Origin of the sequence: Streptomyces niger (assembly GCF_000718305.1) — a bacterium.
GTDB lineage: Bacteria > Actinomycetota > Actinomycetes > Streptomycetales > Streptomycetaceae > Streptomyces > Streptomyces niger.
In genome coordinates this window covers 1-22,686 of record NZ_JOFQ01000005.1, presented here as the reverse complement: position 1 = coordinate 22,686, position 22,686 = coordinate 1, and the positions used below count along the sequence as shown (strand labels likewise).

Genomic DNA, 22,686 nt, shown 5'->3' with positions numbered 1-22,686 from the left:
TGAGGCGTGTACGGGCAGGTGGCAGGTGCAGAGGTGCGGAGGGGAGTGGGTGCGTGCGGTTCGTGCGCGTAGGGGCGGCCCTGTCCGAGGGGCGGTACGGGTCGGACGCGGGTGCCGATGCAGCTGGGCCTGCCGGCGCCCGTCGGTACCGGTGCCTGTCGGTACCGGTGCCTGTCGGTACCGGTGCCTGTTGGTACCGGTGCCTGTTGGTACCGGTGCCTGTTGGTACCGGTGCCTTCCGACGCCTGTCGGTGTCGGCGCCGGTGCCGAAGTCGGTGTGGGATGGCCGCGACGTTGGCCGATCTATGAGGCCTCCGATCAATAAGGCCTCCCGAGGGGGTCGTAGCGACCACTGAGCTTCGGCCTGCCCGAGGACAGTCCGGAGACGACCGCGACGGTGCTGCGGGTGACGAAGATCTGCGTACGGAACGCCAGCACGGCGGTGTCCCCCACCCGCGCGTCACCGGGGGCGAGCAGTCGGTAGTAGTCGATGTTCGCCGCGGGTGCGTCCTCGACCCGCAACCGCGCCCCGGTACGCGGGATCAGGGCCTCCTGGGCGCCGCCCCGGGCGTAGAAGCCGCCCCCGTAGAGCGCCGGCCGGCCGTCGGCGAGGGTATGGGCCACCTCGCTGACGTACACGTACGCGGGGCGCTCCGGCTGCTCGTGATCCACCGCATGCAACGGGGTCGTGCCGGTCAGGGCGTGGCCGGGCTCGCCGTGCGTGGCGCCCAGCCGGGCCAGCAGCGGCAGGGTAGCCATCGACGTGGCGCTGGGCGCGCTGAGCTTGAGGTCCGTGTGACCGCGGGCGGCGAGTCGATCGATGGCCCTGCGGGCCAGCGCGAAGTTGGGCATCGGCCGAGGCTCCCCGGTCTCCGGATCACACAGCACGCACGGGAACGCCGTCACCCCGGCCACCCGGATCCCCGGCAACCGCTCGGCCTCGTCGAGAAACGCGTCCAGCCCGTCGAGGCCGCTGGACGCCGCCGCCCTGCCCGAGCCGCCCGTGCCCCCAGGCCGTTCAGTCCCGTCACCGTCAAGCAGCACGCCCGTACCGCGTCGTACGCCCGTACCGCGTTGTACGCCCGCGTCGAGCCGTACGTCCGCGTCGGACCGTACGTCCGCATCGAGCCGTACCCCGTCGTCGAGCCGTACCCCGCCCTCCTGCCCCGCATAGACGGCTCCGGGCGCACCCTCCAGGCGGATCAGTACGTCCTGGACGAAGCCGAGTCGGGTGGCGGCGTCCGAGACGGCCCGGGCGTTCTCCAGGTCGTAGACTGTGACGGTCTCCGGGCGCCAGGCGAGCATTTCCGGCAGCGCGCGCGCCGGGATCTGCACGAGGTGGCCGAGGTTGCCGGCCTGCGCCCCTGTCGCGTGCAGGAGGCGTGCCTCGGGCGGATCGATGGCCGCGAACCGGGGGATGTGCCGCGCGATGGCCTCGATCAGCTCCGGGTTGCGGCCGATCTGCTTGACCACGAACCACAGCGACAGGCCGAGCCGGTCCGCTTCCCGCGCCAGCAGTGCGGCATTGGACTCGACGGCGTCGAGGTCCATGACATACGTGTCCGGCGGGATGGCCCCGGAGTCATGCAACTCGGTCGCGAAGGCGACCAGTTCGGGGTTGCGGTGCAGGACGGTGTCGAGGAACACGGTCAGACCCCTGTCTCACGAAGGTCGTGCAGTGATCGGCGGAGGATGTCCAGCACGAGGTCCGCGCCGGCGCGCATGGGATTGATCCGCACGGTCCACTCCGTGAGCCCGGGCGCGGCCTCCAGGGACGAGCTCGACATGCGGTAGAACAACGGGGCGATCTCGTAACGGGAGTTGGACCCGACCGGGTACGGCGCCGCTCCGGACCGCGCCGCCACGGCAGGCAGCTCGCGCGCCACCGGCCGGTCCAGTCGCACCAGCAGACAACGGTCCTGCGCGTTGGCGATCCGGACCTCGGCGACGCCGGGAACCTCACCGGCCGCCAACCGCTCCGCCACCTCCGCACCCACCGCGGACTGCAACGACCACATGACCGGCACGTGGGTGAGGGCGCGCAGCGCGTCGAGCGCCTGGTGCCCCTGCACCTGCCCGCCCCCGGAGTAATTGTCGGCGTGCACCCGCGCCACCAGGTCGGCGGCGCCCACCACCACCCCGACGCCCTCCGGGCCGTGCAGCTTGAAGAGCGAGAAGCAGGAGGCGTCGGCGCCCAGCTCGACCCCGCTCCGCGGCACCCGCATGACCGCGTAGTTGTCGTCGACGACCGTACGGACCCCCGCCGCACGGCAGGCCGCCAACACCTCGCCCGGGTCGTAGGAGTCGGTCAGCCGCTGCCGGGTGTGCTGCACGTACGCCCAGGCGAACCGCCCGCTCGCCAGCGCCTCCGTGAGCGCCCCGCGGTCGTTGAAGTCCACCTCGGTCACCACCACGCCCAAGCCGCGCAGCGTGACGGCGGTGGTGCGGTAGACCGGCGCATCGTGGATGAGCAGCGGATCGCCCGCGCCGAGCACCGCGGAGAGCGCGGCGCGGATGGCCCCGGTGCCTGCGCCCTGTACGAGGGCGGCGGCCTCGGCGCCGAAGAAGTCGGCGAGCACGGCCTCCACCCCGGCGGTCGTACGCGGCCGGCCCAGCCCGGGGACCACGCCGGCGTCCGCCTCGAAGAGTCGCTCGCCTTCGAAGTGCCGCGTGACGCACTCCATCAGCCGGTACTGGCGGGCGACGGCGCCCTCCAGTGGCACGGTCGGCAACGGGAAGGTCTCCGGCAACCCGCCTTCCGCCACGGCCATCTCAGGTCACCTCCTCGGTGCGCGCGCCGGTCAGGAAGCGCAGCGGGTTCCGCCGGGTCAACAGGTCGACCGTGTCGTCGTCCACGCCTGCCGCCCTGAGCCGAGGCAGGAAGGAACGGAACAAGTGGCCGTAGCCCTGGCCCCCCTCGCCCCGCAGGTAACCGTGGCGGGACACGTCGCAGCTGAGCAGCGCCCGGTCCGCGTGTCCGGCTTCCAGCAGTGCGAGCAGCAGCCGCAGCCGGGTCGTATCGCTCTGGTAACTCTCCTTGCCCACCGTGTCGAACGCGACATACGCGCCCCGCTCCGCCAGCTCCCGATGTACGGCGGGGTCGTCCAGCAGGTCCTGGTGGCCGACGCAGATTCGGTGCGCCGGCAGGCCCTCGGCGGTGAGCAGGGCCAGCTGGGCAGGGCCTCCCCGGCCGAGCTGCGCATGTGTGGCGACGGACAGGCCGGTGGCCACCGCGGCCCGCGCGGCCGCCGTGAGGGTACGGACCTCCGGCACGCTCGGCCGGTCGCCGTGGCTGCCGACCTCTCCGATGACGCCGGGGAGGACCCGCTCCGGCCCGATCCCTTCGGTGATCTCGCGTACCAGCGTGCCGGTCAGTTCCTCAACATCGGCGCCGTCGACCTCAGAGGGGTGGAAGGGCTCGTAGTACCAGCCGGTGGCCGCGACGACCGGCACGCCGGAGTCCTTGGCGATCCGGGCCAGCGCCGCCACGTCGCGACCCATGCCCCGGCAGGTCAGCTCGACGACCAGCGCGAGCCCGTATTCCTCGCGCAGCACGGCGAGTTCGCGCGTGACCGCGTCGGCGTGCGCGGCGCCGAGCACCGCTGCCCGGTCGGCGTCCCGGCGCAGGTCGAGCGCCAGGTGCTCGTGTGCGAGCGCGGGGCCCCGTACGGCGGCGGGGGAGAGGGGACCGGTGACGGTCCGGATGTCGTACATGGTGCTGCCTTGCTTCCTTCCTGCCGAAGCGCCGAAGTGGCGTAGTGCCAGAGTGCCGAGGCGGTGGAGTGCAGGATCGTCGGAGTGCCGGTGCCGGTGCCGGTGCCGGTGCCGGAATGCCGGCTCCGCCGGGGCGGCCCTCGGCCTCGGGTCTCGGAACGCGTCAGCCGCCCTTGACGGGAGTGAACAGGTCCAGCCAGTACAGGACATTGAGGAGGATGCCGCCGACGATCACGGCGGCGGGTGCCGCGGCCATGCGGACCACGACCCGGCCCATCGCCTCGTTCACCAGGTACAGCCCGCCGACGACGAGAATGCCGAGGCCACCGCCCATGGCGTTGGCCGCCATCAGTGAGCCGAAGAGGATGGCCAGCTGCAGTGAGTCGCTGATCGCGCCGCGCAGATGCTCCGAGGAGTCCCGGACCGACGGCAACCCGCCCAGCACCCGACCGATCCAGGAGAGCGCCGACACCTCGACGGCGAACACCGCGGCGCCACATATCAGCGCCAGCCAGGGGTTCGGCAGGAGATAACCGATCGGGTACACCAGGGTGAAGCCGGCGATGCCGTACGCACCTGAGGCCAGCGCCGTGGTGGCGATCAGCGGGATGAAGCCGAAGACGCGGTAGAAGTCCACCTGGGCAGCGCCGCTGTAGTCGCCCTTGGCGATCAGGAAGCTGGTCGCCTCGCCGCCGCCGAAGACATGCATCTGCGCGAGCAGGCAGACCCCGGCGCCCAGCAGCATGAACAGCGGCAGGTGCTTGCGGAGCCGGGTCGCGCTCGCGCTGAACAGCGACGCCATCGGATCGTCGTCATCCGGCGTCGCCTCCGCCGCACCGTCGCCGTTCGCGATCCGCTCGGCCCGCTCCAGCTTGCGCTGTCGCAGGTCCTTGGAGACGGCGAACGCGATCAGCATCAGCACGCCCACCGCCATCGCGATGGCACCGGCGAAGACGTTCGGCCACAGTTTCATCGTGGCGACGACCAGCACCAGTTCGACGGCGCCCGCGATGGCGCCGCGTACCTTGCCGAACTGCTTCGTGATGGCCAGCACCGGAAAGAGCGTGAAAAGGAAGAGGATCGGCGTCGACATCTGCTGCATCGCGGTGAGGAAGTCGACCGGGAGGTCGTGTGCGAAGCTGTTGGCGCCGTTCAGTCCGAAGACGATGACCGCGCCCCAGGCCGCACCGAGGATCGGCGCCAGCCACTTCTTCGGGGAGAGGATGCCGAGGATGTCGGTGGGCAGGAAGACCAGCCACGGGTTCAGCACCCCGGTGGACAGTGCCATCGGCGCGCCCAGCCCGAAGATGAAGCCCGCGGAGAGTCCGAACGACACGGCCGTGGTGGCGCTGCGGGTGGTGCGCCCCTGGATGAAATCCAGCATGAAGGGGCGTACGCCGTCATTGAAGACGGCCAGGGCCAGGTGCGAGATGAAGGCCGTCAGGGCGCAGAGGGCGATGACGGTCAGCTGCTGCGGCAGCGACAGACTGAGATCGGTGCTGCCGGCGGCTGCGGCGACGAGGTTCCCACTCACGGCTCACTCCTCAATGCCGGATGCGGTTCAGGCGCCGTGTGCCGCGATGGCGCGGGCGATGACGGGAGCGGCGGCGTCGATCTGGTCCATGCCGAAGCCGAAGACCTTCTTCCCGTCGCCGATGAGCGCCGTCACCTCGTCCTCCGTGGGGACGGAGCGGCCGAAGGTGTGGCAGGCGCCGCTGCCCAGCAGGCCCAGCAGGACACCGAGCGAGGCGCCGGCGCCGGTGTGGCAGGTGCCGAGGTAGTAATCGGCCTGCCCCGCGCGCAGCTTCATCGCCGCGTCCATGTCGCTGGAGACGACGACGTCCACGCCGTCCAGGGCCAGCTTCTGCACGGTCTCGGCGACCTGGGCCTTGCCGACACCACCGGTGAGGATCTTCGTCATGACACGTCCCTTCTGACTGCGTTCTTGTGGAGCAGGGCGAGATGCATCGCCAGGAAATTGATCTCGGAGTCGGGCAGCGTGGCGCCCAGCTCCCTCTCGGCGCGTAGGGAGACGGCGCGGGCGCGCTCGACGGCATCGGGATGGCCGGCGAGCTCCGCGGCCACTTCCTCGTCGGTCAGGAACTGCTCGATGGGCTCGCCGTTCAGCAGCCGGGTGAGGGCCATGACGAGGTGGCTCGTCAGCATGCCGGCGGTGTCCTCGGTGACGGTGTGTCCCTCGGCCGCCAGAGCGCCCAGCTCCTCCTCGACGAAGCGCATCACCTGCGGTGGCGCCTGTCCGCTGTCCCGGAAGACCTGGATGCGGAGGGCGAGTCTGTCCTCCATGAGCCGTCCTTTCCTCGCGTTGCCTGAGTTGTCCGCGTTATCGACAGTAACCAGGATTCTGGATATTGACGAGAGTCGGGGGCCTTCTTTTTCGAATGAGTGAGTGAGCTTCGTTCTGATTGACGGTTTGTTCGATCCGGAGGGCGGGGGCGATGCCGCACTCGCAGCCGGGTGCGGGCGCCGACGGCGCCGCGATTCCTGCGTGATGCCGTCGCCCCGCGGTCAGTACGACGGCATGCGCTCGCCGCGCAGTACCTCCCCCTGCAGGTCGGTGACGAGGGACAGATTCAGACCGTCCCGCACGGCACTCAAGGCTCCCGCACCCTGCGCACGCCCTATGAGTGCGGCGCTGGAGTTACGGAGCGCCAGATCGCGGGTGATCTCATCGCCCAGCGGCTGTACGTCGACGTCCGGCCCGAGGTGGTCCTGCGCCTCGTCGAGATTCCATACCGTGGCGTCCACCTCGCCGCGTGCGAACAGGTCCCGCAGCTGCATGTAGGAGGACTCCACCCATTGGATGTCGTCGCGCCCGGCGAACGCGCGCGCGGCCAGCATCCGCAGGTCCTCGGACGCGGAGTCGACCGCCACGCGCAGCCCCGGCGTCTCCGGATCGACGCCGTGCCGCAGCAGCATGCCGTGCGCGCCGACGTACGTGGCCGGACCGAGATCGGCGACCAACTCCAGAGGGAGCTCGTCCAGGAACCGGTCGGCGGCGAACCGGGAGAGCACCACCAGGTCGACCTTGCTTTCCAGCAGGGCTTCGACGCGGGTGGCCGCGCCGCGCATGAACGTGATGGCGAACGGGGCGCCGGCGCCTTCGAACGCCGTACGCAAGCCGGTGGCGAGCCCCTCGTACCGTCGTGAATAGGGGAGCGGCATGGCGGCGAGCAGGGTGCCCAGGCCCGACAGGCGCCACAGTATGTTCCGGTCGGCCCGCACGAGGAAGGTGCCGAGGTGGCCGCGGGCGACAGTCTCGATCGCGCCGGCCGCCTCCAGCAGCTGGAGGGCGGCCTGCACCGTGCCGTTGCCCACGCCGAGCTCCTCGGCGAAGTCGCGGACGCGCGGGAGGCGGGTGTCCTCGTCATGATTGAGCAGCAGGACCGCGAGCTGCCGGGCGGCCAGTCCGTTGCGGGTGAGGAACCGCTCGTCGACACTGTTCACGCAAATGACAGTAACCAGGATTCTGGATTTTGCCAAGGCGTTTTTCTCGCGCGAGCGGAGGTGTCGCCCGCGCGAATCGGTGCAAAGCTGCGCAAAACGGGGTCAGCTACGCACGCGAGGTCGGGGACGCGCATGCCGAGGCGTGGGCCGGGCCGTGGAAGGCGCTGGTCGCGGACGTCGCACGCCGTACGCACGGCTGCTCGTCGACCCCGAGCCGTGCCGATCCGGCGAGCGACGTCCGCCCCCTTTCCCGCGGCTTTCCCGCGGCGGCGAGTCCTGCTCCGTGCCCGTGGGCAGGCGTTGCTCAGCGCGTCCGGGCGATCAGATAACGGAAGACGTTCGGCATCCAGACCGTGCCGTCCGCGCGCTGGTACGGATGCAGCGCCTCGGACAGCTCCTTCTCCACCTGCGCCGGATCGGCGACCTCCAGCGCCGCGTCGAACATGCCCGTCGACAGCAGTCCGCGCATCGCGCTCGGCATGTCGGCGTACCCGAACGGGCAGGCCACCCGGCCCGATCCGTCCGGCCGCAGCCCCGCGCGCTCGGCGAGCTCCTCCAGGTCGTCCCGGCCGCTCGGTCGCCAGCTGCTCGTTCCGGTCGGAGGCGTCCGATCGAGGGAGAAGGACGGATCCGCAAGGCGTTGCGCCACTCGGAGTACGCCGGCTGTCGCGCACCTCTCGAAGGGGCCCCAACCGCCCAGCACCACTGGACTGCCGCGCTCGGCGAGAGCCGTCGCCTTCTGCAGAGAGCTTGCCAGCCCTTCGGTGCTGCCGGCGCAGCCCACGGGGTGGAACGCCGTCACCAGGTTGAAGCGTCCCCGCTCCGGCGTGCCCATCCGCTCCGGCCCGCCGTGGGCCAGGCGGGCGGCGGAGCCCGCAGCGGCCGCACTCGCCTCCGGCTGGGGCGTCAGCCGCTCGCGGGCCAGCCGCAGCCGTGGCTCGTCCATGTCCACCCCGCTCACCTGCGCGCCACGGGTCGCCGCCATGAGCAGGGCGAGCCCCGAACCGCAGCCCAGCGCGAGCAGTCGGGTGTGCGGGCCGACGTCCAGGCGCTGGTAAACGGCCTCATACAGCGGCACCAGCATCCGTTCCTGGATCTCCGCCCAGTCACGGGCACGTGCCCCCGAACCGGAGCCGTCCGGTACCGGTTGACCAGAAGGACCGGAACGCTGGAGGCCGTGCTGTACGAGCGTGGGTGTCATGGAAAGCGCCCCTATCCGCCGAGAGCCCGAGCTGAGGAAATGGTCTTCCGCCCCCGATTTGTTGCGCTGTGCCCCCCGATCCAGACAACCCCCCATCGATCCCAGAGTCCAGGGGTTGCGCCCGGTTGTCTACCGCGCGCCCCCGTTTGCGCCCTCGGGTCGCCCCCCGGTCGGCGACGGAGGCGAAGGTGGCTGTGGTCCGGCGTCGTTCAGGCGCTCCGTTGCCGCTGTCACCCGGCTGGCGTACGCCTTCTCGTATCCCGGGGCGTAGGGCGTCCGGACCGCTGTGGACGGGGCGGCGCCGGGCGGTCGCGGCATCACGGGTAGCATCGCGGTGATCATCGGTCGCCCTTGAGGCGAGGCCGTTCCCTCGGGGCCTGTGGGGTGCCGGGCACGAAGAAGTGCATGTGCCGTCCATTCCTCGGAGCGGCCGGACGTACGCCCCGGTACGTGCCGACCGGGTACTCCGTGCGTGTCTCCTCCGGAGAACTGCGCACCCGCCCTCCGTGCGGCGCATGACCAGAAACTGACCGGTACGTGCAAATTATTTGGGATGCCCCGGAATCGGAACACTGGGCGGCACCGGCTCGTTGTCACGACGTGAGCACGACACCTGTTCTCGCCGCCGAGCTGGCGCTCGCTTGGGCCGACATTCAACGGCACCATCCCGAGCTGCCGGATTTGGCCGCGCCCGAATCCCTGATCGGAGAGTCCTCGTCCGCCTGTGGCGCCGAGCTCTCCTTCGAACGGCTGCTTCATGAGGCAGTGCACGGCATCGCCGCCTCCCGCGGCGTCCGCGACACCTCACGCGCCGGTCGTTACCACAACCGCCGATTCCTGGCGATCGCCGAGGAACTGGGCCTGGACCACGCGGACGAGCCGCATCCCAGCAGCGGCTTCTCCCTGGTCACGCTCAACCCCGAGGCCAGAAGGCGATACCGCCCCGCCATCGAGCGGCTCGGCAGAGCCCTCAAGGCGCACACCGTCGCCACCGCGGCCGACAGCAGCCGGAGCTTCCGCGGTCCGGCTGCGCGGCACGGCTCCTCCGGTGGCGGCGTACGGGTCAAGGCCGTCTGCGACTGCGGGCGCAACGTCCGGGTCGTCCCCTCCGTGCTCGCCCAGGCCCCCATCATGTGCGGCGGCTGCGGCAAGCCGTTCCGTATCCCCGAGGTGGCCGCGGTCGGCTGACCGGGTGCCCAGGCCGGCCGCCCCGCGCCCGCGGCCGGCCGAGGCTCCGAGGAGGGCGAGGGGCGGCCCTGCCGGGCAGGAGTGACGGCAGGACGCCCGGGGTCAGCCGTTCCCCGCTCGTATGGCACAATGGCTAGCTGTACTCGACAGTCGCACAGGACCCCTCTCTCCTCCGGCTGACGCGTCCATCGGGCACTCGGGTACCGCAACCCCACGTGGCATCTCGTTGTGCCCAACCACGTCAACACCAGGAGACACCACTCCCGTGGCAGTCAAGATCAAGCTGAAGCGTCTGGGCAAGATCCGTTCGCCTCACTACCGCATCGTCGTCGCCGACTCCCGCACCCGCCGTGACGGCCGGGCCATCGAGGAGATCGGCCTGTACCACCCGGTGCAGAACCCCTCGCGCATCGAGGTCGACTCCGAGCGCGTCCAGTACTGGCTGGGTGTCGGCGCGCAGCCGACCGAGCCCGTCGCGGCCATCCTCAAGGTCACCGGCGACTGGCAGAAGTTCAAGGGTCTGCCCGCCCCGGCCCCGATGAAGGTTGCCGAGCCCAAGGCCGACAAGCGCGCCCTCTTCGAGGCCGCCGCCAAGGACGCCGGTGACGAGCCCAAGGGTGAGGCCATCACCCCCAAGGCCAAGAAGGCTGACAAGAAGGCGGACGAGGCCGAGGCCGAGGCGGCCAAGTCCGAGTCGACCGAGGCCTGAGCATGCTCGAGGAGGCTCTTGAGCACCTCGTAAAAGGCATCGTTGACAACCCCGACGACGTGCAGGTCGCCTCGCGCAATCTGCGCCGTGGGCGCGTCCTGGAGGTCCGGGTGCACCCGGACGACCTCGGCAAGGTGATCGGCCGTAACGGCCGCACCGCGCGCGCTCTGCGTACGGTCGTGGGTGCCCTCGGCGGCCGCGGCATCCGCGTCGACCTCGTCGACGTGGACCAGGTCCGCTGAGCATCGGAACACCGGCACGGGCCGGGGCGGGCTTCGGCCCACCCCGGCCCGTGCCGTTTTGCGGCGGCATGCGGTCGACCGCAACCATCAATCGAGGAACCACGATGGCGAGAACCGCCTCCGCGAGAGCGGCGGCGGATTAGCCGCAAGGAAAGGCAAGGCGCAATCGTGCAGCTGGTTGTCGCGCGGATCGGGCGCGCCCACGGGATCAAGGGCGAGGTCACGGTGGAGGTGCGCACGGACGAGCCCGAGCTGCGGCTCGCACCGGGCGCGGTCCTGGCCACCGACCCCGCGTCCGTCGGCCCGCTGACCATCGAGACCGGTCGTGTGCACAGCGGACGGCTGCTGCTGCGCTTCAAGGGCGTGAAGGACCGCACGGCTGCAGAGGCGCTGCGCAACACCCTCCTGATCGCCGAGGTGGATCCCGAGGTGCTTCCCGAGGACCCCGAGGAGTTCTATGACCACCAGCTGGTCGACCTCGACGTGGTCACCGCGGACGGCACGGAGGTCGGTCGCATCACCGAGGTCTCGCACCTGCCCTACCACGACCTGCTGGTCGTGGAGCGCGCCGACGGCAGCGAGGTCATGATCCCGTTCGTCGCGGAGATCGTGCCCGAGATCGACCTGGAGGAGCAGCGCGCGGTGATCACCCCGCCGCCGGGTCTGCTGGACGACGCGCAGGCGGAGGTCGCCTCCAGCCGGGAGGCGGCGGCCGACGCGGAGACGACCGACGCAGGCGACGAGGGGCAGGCCCCCGAGGGCGACCGGGCGTCGCGCGGTGAGGACGCCTGACATGCGCCTCGACGTCGTCACGATCTTCCCCGAGTACCTCGAACCGCTGAACGTCTCCCTGGTCGGCAAGGCACGGGCCCGTGGACAGCTGGACGTACGCATCCACGACCTGCGCGAGTTCACGCACGACAAGCACAACACCGTGGACGACACCCCGTACGGCGGCGGCCCGGGCATGGTCATGAAGCCCGAGCCGTGGGGCGAGGCGCTGGACTCGGTCCTCGCGTCGGGCGAGGGCGAGGACAAGCCGGTGCTCGTCGTCCCCACGCCCAGCGGCCGGCCCTTCACCCAGCAGCTCGCCGTCGAGCTGTCCGAGAAGCCCTGGCTGGTCTTCACGCCCGCCCGCTACGAAGGCATCGACCGCCGCGTCATCGAGGAGTACGGCGATCACCTGGACGTCCGTGAGGTCTCCATCGGTGACTACGTGCTGGCCGGCGGCGAGGCTCCCGTACTGGTCATGGTCGAGGCCATCGCCCGGCTCCTCCCGGGAGTGCTGGGCAACGCCGCCTCCCACCAGGACGACTCCTTCGCCCCCGGGGCGATGGCCGACCTCCTGGAGGGGCCCGTCTACACCAAGCCCCCGGAGTGGCGCGGTCGCGGCATCCCTGAGGTGCTGCTCAGCGGCCACCACGGGAAGATCGCCCGCTGGCGGCGCGACGAGGCCTTCCGTCGTACGGACGCCAACCGTCCGGACCTGATCGAACGTGCCGACCCCGCCGCCTTCGACAAGAAGGACCGCGAAATCCTCTCCATACTGGGGTGGGGCCCCGGACCCGACGGACGATTTGGGCGGATGACCGAGCCCGTGGAAGAATAGGCCGCTGCTGTGCGTCCGGCGTGCGCCCCTGCCACAGGGGGAACGACGCCCGCCCGACGGACCGGCACCCGAACGTATCGTTCGGTCTCCGATACATCATCACGAATTCCGCTGATGACCTGTGGCATCAGCGAAGAAAGCAGTAGGTCATGCACCTTCTCGACTCCGTCGACGCCGCATCGCTGCGCGAGGACGTCCCCGCGTTCCGTCCGGGTGACACCGTCAACGTCCACGTCCGCGTCATCGAGGGCAACCGCTCCCGTGTGCAGCAGTTCAAGGGCGTTGTCATCCGCCGCCAGGGCGCCGGCGTCCGCGAGACCTTCACGGTCCGCAAGGTCAGCTTCTCCGTCGGCGTCGAGCGCACCTTCCCGGTGCACACCCCGATCGTCGAGAAGATCGAGGTCGTGACCCGCGGTGACGTCCGTCGCGCCAAGCTGTACTACCTCCGTGAGCTGCGCGGCAAGGCCGCCAAGATCAAGGAGAAGCGCGAGAACTGAGCGGCCGTACGGTGTCCTTACGCCGGGGCCGGATAGGCTCTGGGCTCGATGGACACCGACGCACAGTCTTCAACGCTTCCGGAGCGCGACCCCTCTTCCGCCCCCGACCACGGGGTGGGGCAGGGGGCGCGCTCCGCGCGTTTTTTCCGGCGGCGGCAGTGGGTCGGTGAGCGGCCCGCCGGTACGACCGGCGACGGCGCGTCGGAGGAGCCCGGCGAGAGCCACGAGGAAGGCCGCGAGGAGGCCGAGGCGCGCCCGCTGCTGCGCCGTGGGCCGGTTCTGCTGGTGCTGGCCTGTCTGGCGTTCGTGGGGCTGCTGAGCGCCTTCGTCGTCCAGCCGTTCCTGATCCCCAGCTCGTCGATGGAGAACACGCTCCAGGTCGGCGACCGGGTGCTGGTGAACAAGCTGGCGTACCGGTTCGGCGATGAGCCCCGCCGGGGAGACGCCGTCGTGTTCGACGGCACCGGATCATTCGTCCAGGAGGCGCCGGGAGGCAACCCGGTGACGGGGCTGCTGCGCGGTGCCGGTGCCGCGGTCGGACTGGTGCCCGCCGCGGAGACGGACTACATCAAGCGTGTGATCGGCGTCGGCGGGGACCGGGTGACCTGCTGCGGCAAACGGGGGCGGATCAAGGTGAACGGCAAACCGGTGGACGAGCCCTACCTCCATCCCGGGGACAGCGCTTCGGACGTGCCTTTCGACGTGGTCGTCCCCGAAGGGAAGCTCTGGGTCATGGGGGACCACCGCGCCAGGTCCAGCGACTCCCGCGATCACCTCGGAGACCCGGGCGGCGGCACCGTACCGGTGGACAAGGTGATCGGCCGCGCCGACTGGATCGGCTGGCCCGTGAGCCGCTGGGCGTCCCTGAAGCGGCCGCACGACTTCGACGGCATACCGGCTCCGGCAGGGGCGCATGGGTAACAGAGGGCGCCCGCGCCACGGACACCATCGGGAAGGCGCACCACAAGAGAAGCGCGACGCGCACGCCTCCGGGGCGGACGGTGCGCACGACCTCGGAGCGGCCGGTGCCGCTCCTTACGAGGCCGACGTGCGGACGAGCGGTTCGGCGACGCGTACGACCCTGCCGGCGACCGGTGGCCGGGCCGAACGGAGACGCCAAGCCAAGCGCATCAAGAGGCGCAGGCAGCGGTCGTACCTGAAGGAGATCCCGATCCTGATCGGGGTCGCGCTGGCGATCGCGCTGGTCCTGAAGACGTTCCTCGTGCAGGCCTTCGTGATCCCGTCGGGCTCCATGGAGCAGACGATCAAGATCGGCGACCGAGTGCTGGTCGACAAATTGACCCCGTGGTTCGGCGCCGAGCCGAAGCGCGGCGACGTGGTCGTCTTCAAGGACCCGAACCACTGGCTCAAGGGGGAGCGCACCACCGTGGCCGACGACGCGGTGGGCGTGAAGCAGGTCAAGGAAGCCCTCACCTTCATCGGGCTGCTGCCGTCGGCGGACGAGCAGGACCTGATCAAGCGCGTGGTCGCGGTCGGCGGCGACACCGTCAAGTGCTGCGACAAGAGCGGCCGGGTCACCGTGAACGGCACGCCCCTGAGCGAGCCGTACATCCACCCGGGCAACCCGCCCTCGCAACTGAGGTTCGAGGTCACCGTGCCGACCGGACGGCTCTTCATGATGGGGGACCACCGGTCGAACTCGGCGGACTCCCGCTACCACTTGGACGAGCCGTACCGCGGCACGGTGTCGGAGGACAGCGTCGTCGGCCGCGCCGTCGTGATCGCCTGGCCGTTCAGCCACTGGCGACGCCTGGAAGAGCCCGATACGTACGCTTCTGTGCGCGACGCGCCGGGTGCACCGACGACGCAGGCCGCAGCGCCGCATAGTGTGTCACCCGAAGGTTTGACCGTACTCCCGACCCCTGCGGAACTCCCGCTCGTTATGGGAGTGGTGGGCCTGCACCGTTTGACGAGCAGGCGGCGGCTTGGAGTAAGGAGTGAATGTGGGGGACTTGGCGGTCGGCGCACGGTCCGGAACCGAAGAGCCCGAAGAACCAGAGGGGCGCGATAGTTCCCCCGCGGCGGGCGCGGCGCATCCGGAACAGCAGCCGCAGCACGCGCGACAGGACAGGGAAGAGGAGAACGGCGGCGTGACGTCGGAGAAAAAGCCGCGTTCCTTCTGGAAGGAGCTGCCGCTCCTGATCCTCATCGCGCTGGCCTTGGCGCTGGTCATCAAGACCTTCCTGGTCCAGGCGTTCTCGATCCCGTCCGACTCGATGCAGAACACCCTGCAGCGCGGCGACCGGGTGCTGGTGGACAAGCTGACCCCGTGGTTCGGCTCGAAGCCGGAGCGCGGCGAGGTCGTCGTGTTCCACGACCCGGGCGGCTGGCTCAACGAGGTGCCCACTCCGGCGCCCAATCCGGTCCAGAAGGTCCTCAGCTGGATCGGCCTGATGCCGTCCGCGGAGGAGAAGGACCTGATCAAGCGGGTCATCGCGGTCGGCGGCGACACGGTGGAGTGCAAGGGCACGGGCCCGGTGAAGGTCAACGGCAAGGCGCTCAAGGAGGACTCGTACCTCTTCGCGGGGAACACCCCGTGCGGCGACAAGCCCTTCGGTCCCCTCAAGGTCCCCGAGGGCCGGATCTGGGTGATGGGCGACCACCGCCAGGACTCCCTGGACTCGCGCTACCACCAGGACCTCAAGGGCAACGGCACGGTCTCGGAGGACGAGGTCGTGGGCCGCGCCTTCACGATCGCCTGGCCGGTCAACCGCTGGTCGCTGCTCCCGGTGCCGGACACCTTCGACCAGCCCGGCCTGAGCCAGGCGATGGCCGCGGCGCCGGCGGCGCTGGGCCTTGCCGGTGCGGTGCCGATCGTGCTCTGGCGGCGCCGGCGGGTGCTCGCCAAGCTGCCGGCGAACGTCGCTGTGGGCGCGACCGGCAAGGAGCCCCGCGAGGGCTGAGCACATCCCGCAGGTGAGGGATGTGTGTGCTTCCGGCGGACGGACGGTCGATGTGCGGCGGACGTTGCGCAACGGCGTCCGGGATGCCCGATCGGGTCGTCGGCCGGAGGCTGACCAGGGCGCGTAACCCCAGGTAATGTGCCGTCCCGGATCTTCGACGCGGGGCTCGCCCGCGGGGCAGGAGCGCGGGATGAGCGGGACCAGGGTGCGTACGGGGGACGGCCACGTCCGGACCGCGGGCAGTGTGCTGTCCGGGCTGGCGGTGGCCGTCGGCTGTGTGCTGTTCCTCGGCGGATTCATATGGGGCGCGGTGCTCTACCGGCCCTACACCGTGCCGACCGATTCGATGGCGCCCACCATCGAGGCGGGCGCCCGCGTTCTGGCGCAGCATGTGGACGGCTCGGAAGTGCGCCGCGGCGACGTCGTCGTCTTCCAGGACTCGGTGTGGGGGGACGTCCCCATGGTGAAGCGGGTCGTCGGCGTCGGCGGCGACAAGGTCGCCTGCTGCAACACCGACGGCAAGCTCACCGTCAACGGCAAGCCGATCGAGGAGCCGTACCTCCAGGGCGGCGGCCCGGCCTCCCCCGTGGGCTTCAAGGCCGAGGTCCCCAAGGGACAGCTCTTCCTCCTCGGTGATCACCGCAGTGACTCCATGGACTCGCGGGTGCACCTCACGGACGGCGATCACGGCGCCGTGCCGCGCAGTGCCGTCGACGCCCGGGTCGACGCCGAGGCCTGGCCGGTCGGCAGCTTCGGGATGCTGCAGCGGCCCACGGGCTTCTCCGACCTGCCCGGTGGCACCTCCCAGCCCGGCCCCCTGCGGCCCATCATGGTGGCCATCGTGGCCGGCGCGGTGCTGATACTGGGGGGAGCGGCCTACGGGCCGATCGCGAACCGGAGGAGGCGGACGCGTGTCTGAGGCGGACACCGGCATACAGGAGCACGCCGAGGCGCTCTCGGACACGGCGCTGCGGCGTGTCTCCAGGGTGATCCTGCTCGACCCCGAGGACCGGGTCCTGCTGATGCACGGTTTCGAACCGGACGAACCGTCGAGGACCTGGTGGTTCACGCCGGGCGGCGGCCTGGAGGGCGCCGAGAGCCGGGAGGAGGCCGCGCTGCGGGAGCTGGCCGAGGAAACCGGGATCACGGACGCGGAGCTCGGCCCCGTGCTGTGGCAGCGGCATTGCTCGTTCCCGTTCGACGGGCGGCGCTGGGACCAGGACGAGTGGTACTACCTGGCACGTACGCGGAGCACCGCGACCCGGCTGAGCGGCCTGACGGAGCTGGAACGGCGCAGCGTGGCGGGTCTGCGATGGTGGACGGTGGCGGAACTTTCCGCTTCCCATGAGACGGTGTATCCGACCAGACTCGCCGAGCTGCTGCGCACGCTGCTCGACGAAGGCCCCCCTAGTGCGCCGGTGGTCCTGGAGACCGAGAGTGCCTGACGCACAATAGGGGGACGCACGGCTGAAGGGGATCTGCCATGAGCGCCGAGGACCTCGAAAAGTACGAGACCGAGATGGAGCTGAAGCTCTACCGGGAGTACCGAGACGTCGTCGGACTGTTCAAATACGTGATCGAGACAGAGCGTCGGTTCTACCTCACCAACGACTACGAGATGCAGGTGCACTCGGTGCAGGGTGAGGTCTTTTTCGAAGTGTCGATGGCGGACGCCTGGGTCTGGGACATGTATCGGCCGGCCAGGTTCGTGAAGCAGGTGCGCGTGCTCACGTTCAAGGACGTGAACATCGAGGAGCTGAACAAGAGCGACCTCGAACTGCCGAGCGGCTGAGTGACCGTTTCCGCGTGACCGGCCGAGGAGCGGGTCGGTTCACTCCGACGGGTGACGAGGTTACGCACAGCCGTCGAGTTGTCCACCAAGATCCAATACTTGGTGGCTGAGGCGTCACAGTCGGTGCCGGAGGTGGTGCCGGATGAACGCCACAGCAGGAAACACCGCGGTCGGAAGCGGTACGACAGATCCCGGATCGAAGCGGACAGATCCCGGACCGGACCGGGCAGATCCCGGTTCGGGCCGGACAGGCACCGGACCGGGACGCGTGGACTCCGGCTCGACGAGATCGGTCGGCCCGGCGAGGACACGACGCAGGCACCCGAGGCGCCGGGGCGGCCCGGCCGGCCGCGCCCGAGCGGGGAGCCGCCGCTCAGGACTCGGGCGGTACGGCGAGGACCTCGCCGCGAGGTGGCTGACGGCCCACGGCATGCGCGTCCTCGACCGCAACTGGCGCTGCCGCTTCGGAGAAATCGACATCGTCGCCGCCGAAGCCGACGCGTTCGTGGCGTGCGAGGTCAAGACCAGGCGCGCGGGCCCGTACGAACATCCCATGGCGGCCGTCACGCCGACCAAAGCCCGCCGCTTGTGCCTCCTCGCCGAGCACTGGACCGCGGCGCACGGCGGCCCGCCCGCGGGCGGCGTACGCATCGACGTGATCGGCGTGCAGCTCCCCACCCGCGGCGCTCCCGTCGTGACTCACGTACGGGGGGTGACCTGATGGGATTCGCCCGTACCTGCTCGGTCGCGCTGGTCGGCGTCGAAGGCGTCGTCGTCGAGGTCCAGGCCGACCTCGAACCGGGTGTCGCCGCCTTCACCCTCGTCGGCCTCCCCGACAAGAGCCTCATCGAATCGCGCGACCGGGTGCGCGCCGCCGTGGTCAATTCGGGCTCCGAATGGCCACAGAAGAAGCTCACCGTCGGGCTCAGCCCGGCCTCCGTCCCCAAGGGCGGCAGCGGCTTCGACCTGGCCGTCGCCTGCGCCGTCCTGGGCGCCGCCGAGCTCATCGACCCCCGGGAGCTCACTGACCTCGTCATGATCGGCGAGCTGGGCCTCGACGGCCGGGTGCGCCCCGTACGTGGCGTACTGCCCGCCGTCCTCGCCGCCGCCGACGCGGGATACCGCCAGGTGGTCGTCCCCGAGCGGACCGCCGCCGAGGCCTCGCTCGTCCCCGGCATCTCCGTCCTGGGCGTCCGGAGCCTGCGCCAGCTCATCGCCGTCCTCACCGACGGACCCGTCCCCGAGGAGGAGGACGAAGGCGACGAGCCCGGCCGCCCGGACCCGCTGCTCGCCGGACTGGTCGTACCGGGCGCCGGATCCTGCGTCGGACCGCCACCCGAGGGACGACCGCCGGACCTGGCGGACGTCGCAGGTCAGCACGGTGCACGGCGCGCTTTGGAGGTCGCCGCCGCCGGACGGCACCACATCTTCCTGAAGGGACCACCGGGCGCGGGCAAGACCATGCTCGCCGAACGGCTCCCCGGACTCCTGCCGCCCCTCTCGCCCAAGGAGTCCCTGGAGGTCACCGCGGTGCACTCGGTGGCGGGCATGCTCCCACCCGGCCAGCCCCTGGTGAGCCGCCCGCCGTACTGCGCACCGCACCACTCCGCCACCATGGCCTCCCTCGTGGGCGGCGGCAGCGGGCTGCCCCGACCCGGTGCGGTGTCCCTCGCCCATCGCGGCGTCCTGTTCGTGGACGAGGCCGCCGAATGCAGCGCCAAGGTGCTCGACGCGCTACGCCAGCCCCTCGAAGCCGGCCACATCGTGGTCGCCCGCGCCGCCGGAATGATGCGGCTCCCGGCGTCCTTCCTGCTGGTCCTGGCCGCCAACCCCTGCCCCTGCGGGCGTTACGGCACCACCACGGGCGGCTGCGAGTGCCGCCCCTCCTCGATCACTCGCTACCGCGCCCGGCTCTCCGGACCGCTGATGGACCGCGTCGACCTGCGGATCGCCGTCGAACCGGTCGCCCGCAGCGAACTGGTCGCGGGCACGCGCGGCGAATCCACCGCCGTCGTCGCCGACCGGATCCGCGCCGCCAGGGAGCGCGCCGCCCATCGCTTCGAGGGCACCCCCTGGCGGACGAACAACGAAGTGCCCGGGCATGAGCTGCGCACCCGGTGGTCCGTGGCCCCGGGGGCACTCCTCCAGGCCGAGCGCGACCTGGAGAACGGCCTGCTCACCGCCCGCGGCCTGGACCGCGTACTGCGCGTCGCATGGACCGCTGCCGATCTCGCCGGCCGCGACCGGCCGACGGCCGAGGACGTCGACTGGGCCCTGGAACTGCGCACCGGCGTGCACCGCGGCGTACCCCTGGCGGTGAGCCGATCATGAGCCTTCTCGGCAGCGCATCGGGCGACGGGCGCAAAGGCCGGGTGCCCGGGCCGGGTACGGGCGCAAGCTCCGATCCCGAGCCGGAGCGGCTCGCCCGGGCAGCCCTCACCCGCGTCCTGGAACCCGGCGACGAGGTCACCGGGGGATGGCTGCGGCGAATGGGACCGATAGCCCTCTGGCGCTCGCTCCTCGGCGCGGACGACCCGCCCGAAGGCGCCGGCGAGACAAAGGTGGCGGGCCTGCGGTTACGTGCCGAGCGCGCGTCGCCCGAGGCCGACCTGGCCACCGTCACCGCGCTCGGTGGCCGGTTCCTCTGCCCAGGCGACGACGAGTGGCCCCGACAGCTGGACGACCTGGGCGACGCCCGCCCCGTGGGCCTGTGGGTACGCGGTACGGCGAACCTCCGGCTGTGGGCCCTGCGCTCCGTAGCCCTCGTCGGCGCCCGCGCCTGCACGGAGTACGGCGCACACGTCGCGGCCACTCTGGCTGCGGGGCTCGCCGAACGCGGCTGGTCGGTGGTGTCCGGTGCCGCGTACGGCGTGGATGGCGCCGCGCATCGGGGCGCACTGGCAGCAGGCGGGGCAACTGTCGCGGTCCTCGCCTCGGGCGTCGACCGCGTCTACCCGAGCGGGCACACCGAGCTGCTCGAGCGCATCGCCGAACAGGGATTGATCATCGCGGAACTACCACCCGGCGATCATCCGACCCGCAGCAGATTCATCCAGCGCAACCGCGTGATCGCCGCACTCACTCGCGGCACGGTCGTGGTCGAGGCCGCGCTGCGCAGCGGATCACTGGCCACCGCCCGCCGAGCGGCCGAGCTGGGACGGTTCACGATGGGCGTGCCCGGCCCGGTCACCAGCGGCCTGTCGGCCGGAGTCCACCAACTACTCAGAGGCGAGGCCGCAGTGGTCGCCGACGCGGCCGAGATCATCGAACTGGTCGGCAGCATCGGCGACCTGGCTCCCGAACGGCGCGGACCGGTCCTGGCGCGCGACCTGCTGGACCCGACGGCCGCACGTCTGCTCGAAGCGCTTCCCGTACGGGGAGCCGCCGAGGCCCGGCAGATCGCCTGTGACTCGGGCACGGCCCTCGAAGTGACCCAAGCGAAGCTCTTCGAACTCCAGGCGCTCGGATTCGTTCAAAGGTGCGGACCTCGCTGGGAGTTGCCGCCCCGCGACCCTTCGGCGGGAGGTTACCGGCGAGGCGGTTCTTGACCTGGGGCGAACGGGTGAAAAGGTGAGAGGGATGACCGCAGGATGCATCTTTGCGAGTTTCGCGTGGACGACTGCGAAGTCGCCCGACGTCATCCGAGGGTGCGGACTACCGGACGAATCTGCGCACACCCGAACACGCTCTGATCGCACACAGCGACACCGTAGTAACGCTACGCTCGCAAGGCATCCGCCCTCCACGGACCACCCGACCCTCACGCCCCTCTTCACCAGCGTCTCGGCAGAACGGCTCAAGGCGACGAATGCCCCAGCACACTTCCGGGTCTGACCGCGCGGCGGTACCTCCCGCCGCCCGCGGCAGCGTGCGCCCGGCAGCGCCCACCTCGCTAGAGGAGCTCTGGCGCTCCTACAAGGCGACGGGCGACGAACGGCTGCGGGAGCAGCTGATCCTGCACTACTCACCGCTGGTCAAATACGTCGCGGGCCGCGTCAGCGTCGGCCTGCCGCCCAACGTCGAGCAGGCCGACTTCGTCTCCAGCGGCGTGTTCGGGCTGATCGACGCCATCGAGAAGTTCGAACCGGAACGGTCCATCAAGTTCGAGACGTACGCCATCACCCGCATCCGCGGCGCGATGATCGACGAACTGCGGGCCCTCGACTGGATCCCCCGCTCGGTCCGCCAGAAGGCGAGGGCCGTCGAGCGCGCGTACGCCACGCTCGAAGCGCAGCTGCGTCGCACCCCCTCCGAAGCCGAGGTCGCCGCGGAGATGGGCATCGCCCTCGAAGAACTGCATGCCGTCTTCAGCCAGTTGTCCCTGGCCAACGTCGTCGCCCTCGAAGAGCTGCTGCACGCCGGCGGTGAGGGTGGCGACCGGCTGAGCCTCATGGACACCCTTGAGGACACGGCGGCCGAGAACCCGGTCGAGATCGCCGAGGACCGCGAGCTGCGCCGACTGCTCGCCCGAGCGATCAACACGCTCCCCGAGCGCGAGAAGACCGTCGTCACGCTCTACTACTACGAAGGCCTCACCCTCGCCGAGATCGGCAACGTCCTCGGCGTTACCGAGAGCCGGGTCAGTCAGATCCACACCAAGTCCGTTCTCCAGCTGCGCGCCAAGCTGGCCGACGTGGGCCGCTGACCATTGCTGACGCGGCACGCCGCGGTTTACATCGTGCCGCGGAGTGCCACTGCCGGGGACGCATCCGTACAGTGGTGACGTGCCCAGGATTCGAGCGGCCTCAGTGGCCGAGCACCGGACCATGCAGCGCGACGCCCTGTTGGACGCTGCGCGTACTTTGCTGTCCGAAGGCGGTACGGAGGCTCTGTCCTTCCCCGCCCTCGCCGAGCGAACGGGCCTCGCGCGCTCTTCCGTGTACGAGTACTTCCGCTCCCGCGCCGCCGTCGTCGAAGAGCTCTGCGCCGTCGACTTCCCGGTCTGGGCCGCGGAGGTCGAAGCCGCCATGGAGCGCGTCGAGACGCCCGAGGAGAAGATCGAGGCGTACGTACGGCAGCAGCTCGCCCTCGTCGGCGACCGCCGGCACCGCGCCGTCGTGGCGATCTCGGCGGGTGAGCTGGACGCCGGCGCCCGCGAGAAGATCCGCGCCGCGCACGGCGGCCTCATCGCCATGATCGTCGAGGCCCTGGCGGCGCTCGGCCACGAGCAGCCGCGCCTCGCCGCGATGCTCTTGCAGGGCGTCGTCGACGCCGCGGTCCGCCGGATCGAACTGGGAGCGGCGGAGGATCCGACGGAGATCACGGAGGCGGCGGTGGCCATGTCCCTCCGCGGCGTCCGCGGCTGACTTCCCTCCCGTCTCCCTCCCCCCCCCGCCCACCCCCTC

25 protein-coding genes are annotated in these 22,686 nt (G+C 70.8%); 17 read left to right on the top strand and 8 right to left on the bottom strand.

All coding sequences use genetic code 11. The features are described from left to right. Positions 1 to 318: 318 nt before the first annotated feature. The 8 genes from IF20_RS11070 to IF20_RS11035 form a co-directional block, all read right to left on the bottom strand. Positions 319 to 1,647, bottom strand: a complete 1,329-nt coding sequence (locus IF20_RS11070) for an alanine racemase (protein WP_052864942.1) — start codon at positions 1,645 to 1,647, stop codon at positions 319 to 321. Between the two features lie 2 nt (positions 1,648 to 1,649). Further along, positions 1,650 to 2,771: an aminotransferase class V-fold PLP-dependent enzyme gene (locus tag IF20_RS11065; RefSeq protein WP_052864941.1), complete on the bottom strand. Its 1,122-nt coding sequence runs from the start codon at positions 2,769 to 2,771 to the stop codon at positions 1,650 to 1,652. Position 2,772: 1 nt separating this feature from the next. Then, complete coding sequence (locus IF20_RS11060) at positions 2,773 to 3,714, bottom strand: phosphotriesterase family protein (RefSeq protein ID WP_052864940.1); 942 nt, start codon at positions 3,712 to 3,714, stop codon at positions 2,773 to 2,775. 163 nt (positions 3,715 to 3,877) lie between these two features. Beyond that, the gene (locus IF20_RS11055; protein WP_052864939.1) at positions 3,878 to 5,248 is read right to left on the bottom strand and encodes a YhfT family protein; all 1,371 of its coding nucleotides are present in this window, start codon (positions 5,246 to 5,248) and stop codon (positions 3,878 to 3,880) included. Positions 5,249 to 5,275: 27 nt separating this feature from the next. After that, positions 5,276 to 5,635, bottom strand: coding sequence for a DUF2620 family protein (locus IF20_RS11050; protein WP_052864938.1), 360 nt, complete (start codon positions 5,633 to 5,635; stop codon positions 5,276 to 5,278). Continuing rightward, positions 5,632 to 6,018, bottom strand: a complete 387-nt coding sequence (locus IF20_RS11045; protein ID WP_052864937.1) for a PRD domain-containing protein — start codon at positions 6,016 to 6,018, stop codon at positions 5,632 to 5,634. Before IF20_RS11045 ends, IF20_RS11050 begins: the two co-directional genes overlap by 4 nt. A gap of 222 nt (positions 6,019 to 6,240) precedes the next feature. After that, a complete protein-coding gene (gene yhfZ / locus IF20_RS11040; RefSeq protein ID WP_052864936.1) occupies positions 6,241 to 7,179 on the bottom strand; it encodes a GntR family transcriptional regulator YhfZ in 939 nt (312 codons plus the stop codon). A 304-nt stretch (positions 7,180 to 7,483) separates the two neighbouring features. Continuing rightward, positions 7,484 to 8,380 carry a class I SAM-dependent methyltransferase gene (locus IF20_RS11035; RefSeq protein ID WP_110944066.1) on the bottom strand — a complete coding sequence of 299 codons (897 nt, stop codon included), beginning with the start codon at positions 8,378 to 8,380 and terminating at the stop codon, positions 7,484 to 7,486. A gap of 600 nt (positions 8,381 to 8,980) precedes the next feature. On the opposite strand from IF20_RS11035, the gene IF20_RS11030 reads away from it, so the two are divergent. The 17 genes from IF20_RS11030 to IF20_RS10950 all read left to right on the top strand — a co-directional run bounded on the left by IF20_RS11030 (position 8,981) and on the right by IF20_RS10950 (position 22,647). Beyond that, positions 8,981 to 9,568 carry a hypothetical protein gene (locus IF20_RS11030; RefSeq protein ID WP_052864934.1) on the top strand — a complete coding sequence of 196 codons (588 nt, stop codon included), beginning with the start codon at positions 8,981 to 8,983 and terminating at the stop codon, positions 9,566 to 9,568. 265 nt (positions 9,569 to 9,833) lie between these two features. Next, positions 9,834 to 10,277: a 30S ribosomal protein S16 gene (gene rpsP / locus IF20_RS11025; protein WP_052864933.1), complete on the top strand. Its 444-nt coding sequence runs from the start codon at positions 9,834 to 9,836 to the stop codon at positions 10,275 to 10,277. A 2-nt stretch (positions 10,278 to 10,279) separates the two neighbouring features. After that, positions 10,280 to 10,519, top strand: coding sequence for an RNA-binding protein (locus IF20_RS11020; protein ID WP_030267150.1), 240 nt, complete (start codon positions 10,280 to 10,282; stop codon positions 10,517 to 10,519). 168 nt (positions 10,520 to 10,687) lie between these two features. Continuing rightward, complete coding sequence (gene rimM, locus IF20_RS11015; RefSeq protein ID WP_052864932.1) at positions 10,688 to 11,311, top strand: ribosome maturation factor RimM; 624 nt, start codon at positions 10,688 to 10,690, stop codon at positions 11,309 to 11,311. Position 11,312: 1 nt separating this feature from the next. Then, positions 11,313 to 12,128, top strand: a complete 816-nt coding sequence (trmD, locus tag IF20_RS11010) for a tRNA (guanosine(37)-N1)-methyltransferase TrmD (RefSeq protein WP_052864931.1) — start codon at positions 11,313 to 11,315, stop codon at positions 12,126 to 12,128. 149 nt (positions 12,129 to 12,277) lie between these two features. Beyond that, a complete protein-coding gene (gene rplS / locus IF20_RS11005; RefSeq protein ID WP_052864930.1) occupies positions 12,278 to 12,625 on the top strand; it encodes a 50S ribosomal protein L19 in 348 nt (115 codons plus the stop codon). 48 nt (positions 12,626 to 12,673) lie between these two features. Then, a complete protein-coding gene (gene lepB, locus IF20_RS11000; protein ID WP_052864929.1) occupies positions 12,674 to 13,546 on the top strand; it encodes a signal peptidase I in 873 nt (290 codons plus the stop codon). Then, positions 13,539 to 14,657 (top strand): signal peptidase I, encoded by a 1,119-nt coding sequence (gene lepB / locus IF20_RS10995; protein WP_234426605.1) that lies wholly within the window; start codon positions 13,539 to 13,541, stop codon positions 14,655 to 14,657. Before lepB (IF20_RS11000) ends, lepB (IF20_RS10995) begins: the two co-directional genes overlap by 8 nt. Then, the gene (lepB, locus tag IF20_RS10990; protein ID WP_110944092.1) at positions 14,599 to 15,549 is read left to right on the top strand and encodes a signal peptidase I; all 951 of its coding nucleotides are present in this window, start codon (positions 14,599 to 14,601) and stop codon (positions 15,547 to 15,549) included. The genes lepB (IF20_RS10995) and lepB (IF20_RS10990) overlap by 59 nt, the downstream gene beginning before the upstream one ends. Before the next feature lie 190 nt (positions 15,550 to 15,739). Further along, the gene (gene lepB / locus IF20_RS10985) at positions 15,740 to 16,468 is read left to right on the top strand and encodes a signal peptidase I (protein ID WP_052864926.1); all 729 of its coding nucleotides are present in this window, start codon (positions 15,740 to 15,742) and stop codon (positions 16,466 to 16,468) included. Continuing rightward, positions 16,461 to 16,994: an NUDIX hydrolase gene (locus IF20_RS10980; protein ID WP_052864925.1), complete on the top strand. Its 534-nt coding sequence runs from the start codon at positions 16,461 to 16,463 to the stop codon at positions 16,992 to 16,994. The genes lepB (IF20_RS10985) and IF20_RS10980 overlap by 8 nt, the downstream gene beginning before the upstream one ends. 38 nt (positions 16,995 to 17,032) lie before the next feature. Then, complete coding sequence (locus IF20_RS10975; protein WP_003993268.1) at positions 17,033 to 17,341, top strand: DUF2469 domain-containing protein; 309 nt, start codon at positions 17,033 to 17,035, stop codon at positions 17,339 to 17,341. Between the two features lie 268 nt (positions 17,342 to 17,609). Then, on the top strand, positions 17,610 to 18,062 hold the full coding sequence (locus IF20_RS39885; protein WP_267881125.1) for a YraN family protein: 453 nt from the start codon (positions 17,610 to 17,612) through the stop codon (positions 18,060 to 18,062). Then, a complete protein-coding gene (locus IF20_RS10965; RefSeq protein WP_052864924.1) occupies positions 18,062 to 19,672 on the top strand; it encodes a YifB family Mg chelatase-like AAA ATPase in 1,611 nt (536 codons plus the stop codon). The genes IF20_RS39885 and IF20_RS10965 overlap by 1 nt, the downstream gene beginning before the upstream one ends. Next, positions 19,669 to 20,889 (top strand): DNA-processing protein DprA, encoded by a 1,221-nt coding sequence (gene dprA, locus IF20_RS10960; protein WP_199896554.1) that lies wholly within the window; start codon positions 19,669 to 19,671, stop codon positions 20,887 to 20,889. The genes IF20_RS10965 and dprA overlap by 4 nt, the downstream gene beginning before the upstream one ends. A gap of 260 nt (positions 20,890 to 21,149) precedes the next feature. After that, a complete protein-coding gene (gene whiG / locus IF20_RS10955) occupies positions 21,150 to 21,986 on the top strand; it encodes an RNA polymerase sigma factor WhiG (RefSeq protein WP_052864923.1) in 837 nt (278 codons plus the stop codon). 121 nt (positions 21,987 to 22,107) lie between these two features. Next, a complete protein-coding gene (locus IF20_RS10950) occupies positions 22,108 to 22,647 on the top strand; it encodes a TetR/AcrR family transcriptional regulator (RefSeq protein WP_052865177.1) in 540 nt (179 codons plus the stop codon). Positions 22,648 to 22,686 lie beyond the last annotated feature (39 nt).

Coding starts and splice junctions, on each gene's coding strand:
- IF20_RS11065 (WP_052864941.1), bottom strand. CDS start 2,771: ATGGCCGTGGCGGAAGGCGGGTTGCCGGAGACCTTCCCGTTGCCGACC.
- IF20_RS11060 (WP_052864940.1), bottom strand. CDS start 3,714: ATGTACGACATCCGGACCGTCACCGGTCCCCTCTCCCCCGCCGCCGTA.
- IF20_RS11050 (WP_052864938.1), bottom strand. CDS start 5,635: ATGACGAAGATCCTCACCGGTGGTGTCGGCAAGGCCCAGGTCGCCGAG.
- IF20_RS11045 (WP_052864937.1), bottom strand. CDS start 6,018: ATGGAGGACAGACTCGCCCTCCGCATCCAGGTCTTCCGGGACAGCGGA.
- IF20_RS11035 (WP_110944066.1), bottom strand. CDS start 8,380: ATGACACCCACGCTCGTACAGCACGGCCTCCAGCGTTCCGGTCCTTCT.
- IF20_RS11020 (WP_030267150.1), top strand. CDS start 10,280: ATGCTCGAGGAGGCTCTTGAGCACCTCGTAAAAGGCATCGTTGACAAC.
- trmD (WP_052864931.1), top strand. CDS start 11,313: ATGCGCCTCGACGTCGTCACGATCTTCCCCGAGTACCTCGAACCGCTG.
- rplS (WP_052864930.1), top strand. CDS start 12,278: ATGCACCTTCTCGACTCCGTCGACGCCGCATCGCTGCGCGAGGACGTC.
- lepB (WP_052864929.1), top strand. CDS start 12,674: ATGGACACCGACGCACAGTCTTCAACGCTTCCGGAGCGCGACCCCTCT.
- lepB (WP_234426605.1), top strand. CDS start 13,539: ATGGGTAACAGAGGGCGCCCGCGCCACGGACACCATCGGGAAGGCGCA.
- lepB (WP_052864926.1), top strand. CDS start 15,740: ATGAGCGGGACCAGGGTGCGTACGGGGGACGGCCACGTCCGGACCGCG.
- IF20_RS10975 (WP_003993268.1), top strand. CDS start 17,033: ATGAGCGCCGAGGACCTCGAAAAGTACGAGACCGAGATGGAGCTGAAG.
- IF20_RS10965 (WP_052864924.1), top strand. CDS start 18,062: ATGGGATTCGCCCGTACCTGCTCGGTCGCGCTGGTCGGCGTCGAAGGC.
- dprA (WP_199896554.1), top strand. CDS start 19,669: ATGAGCCTTCTCGGCAGCGCATCGGGCGACGGGCGCAAAGGCCGGGTG.
- whiG (WP_052864923.1), top strand. CDS start 21,150: ATGCCCCAGCACACTTCCGGGTCTGACCGCGCGGCGGTACCTCCCGCC.
- IF20_RS10950 (WP_052865177.1), top strand. CDS start 22,108: ATGCAGCGCGACGCCCTGTTGGACGCTGCGCGTACTTTGCTGTCCGAA.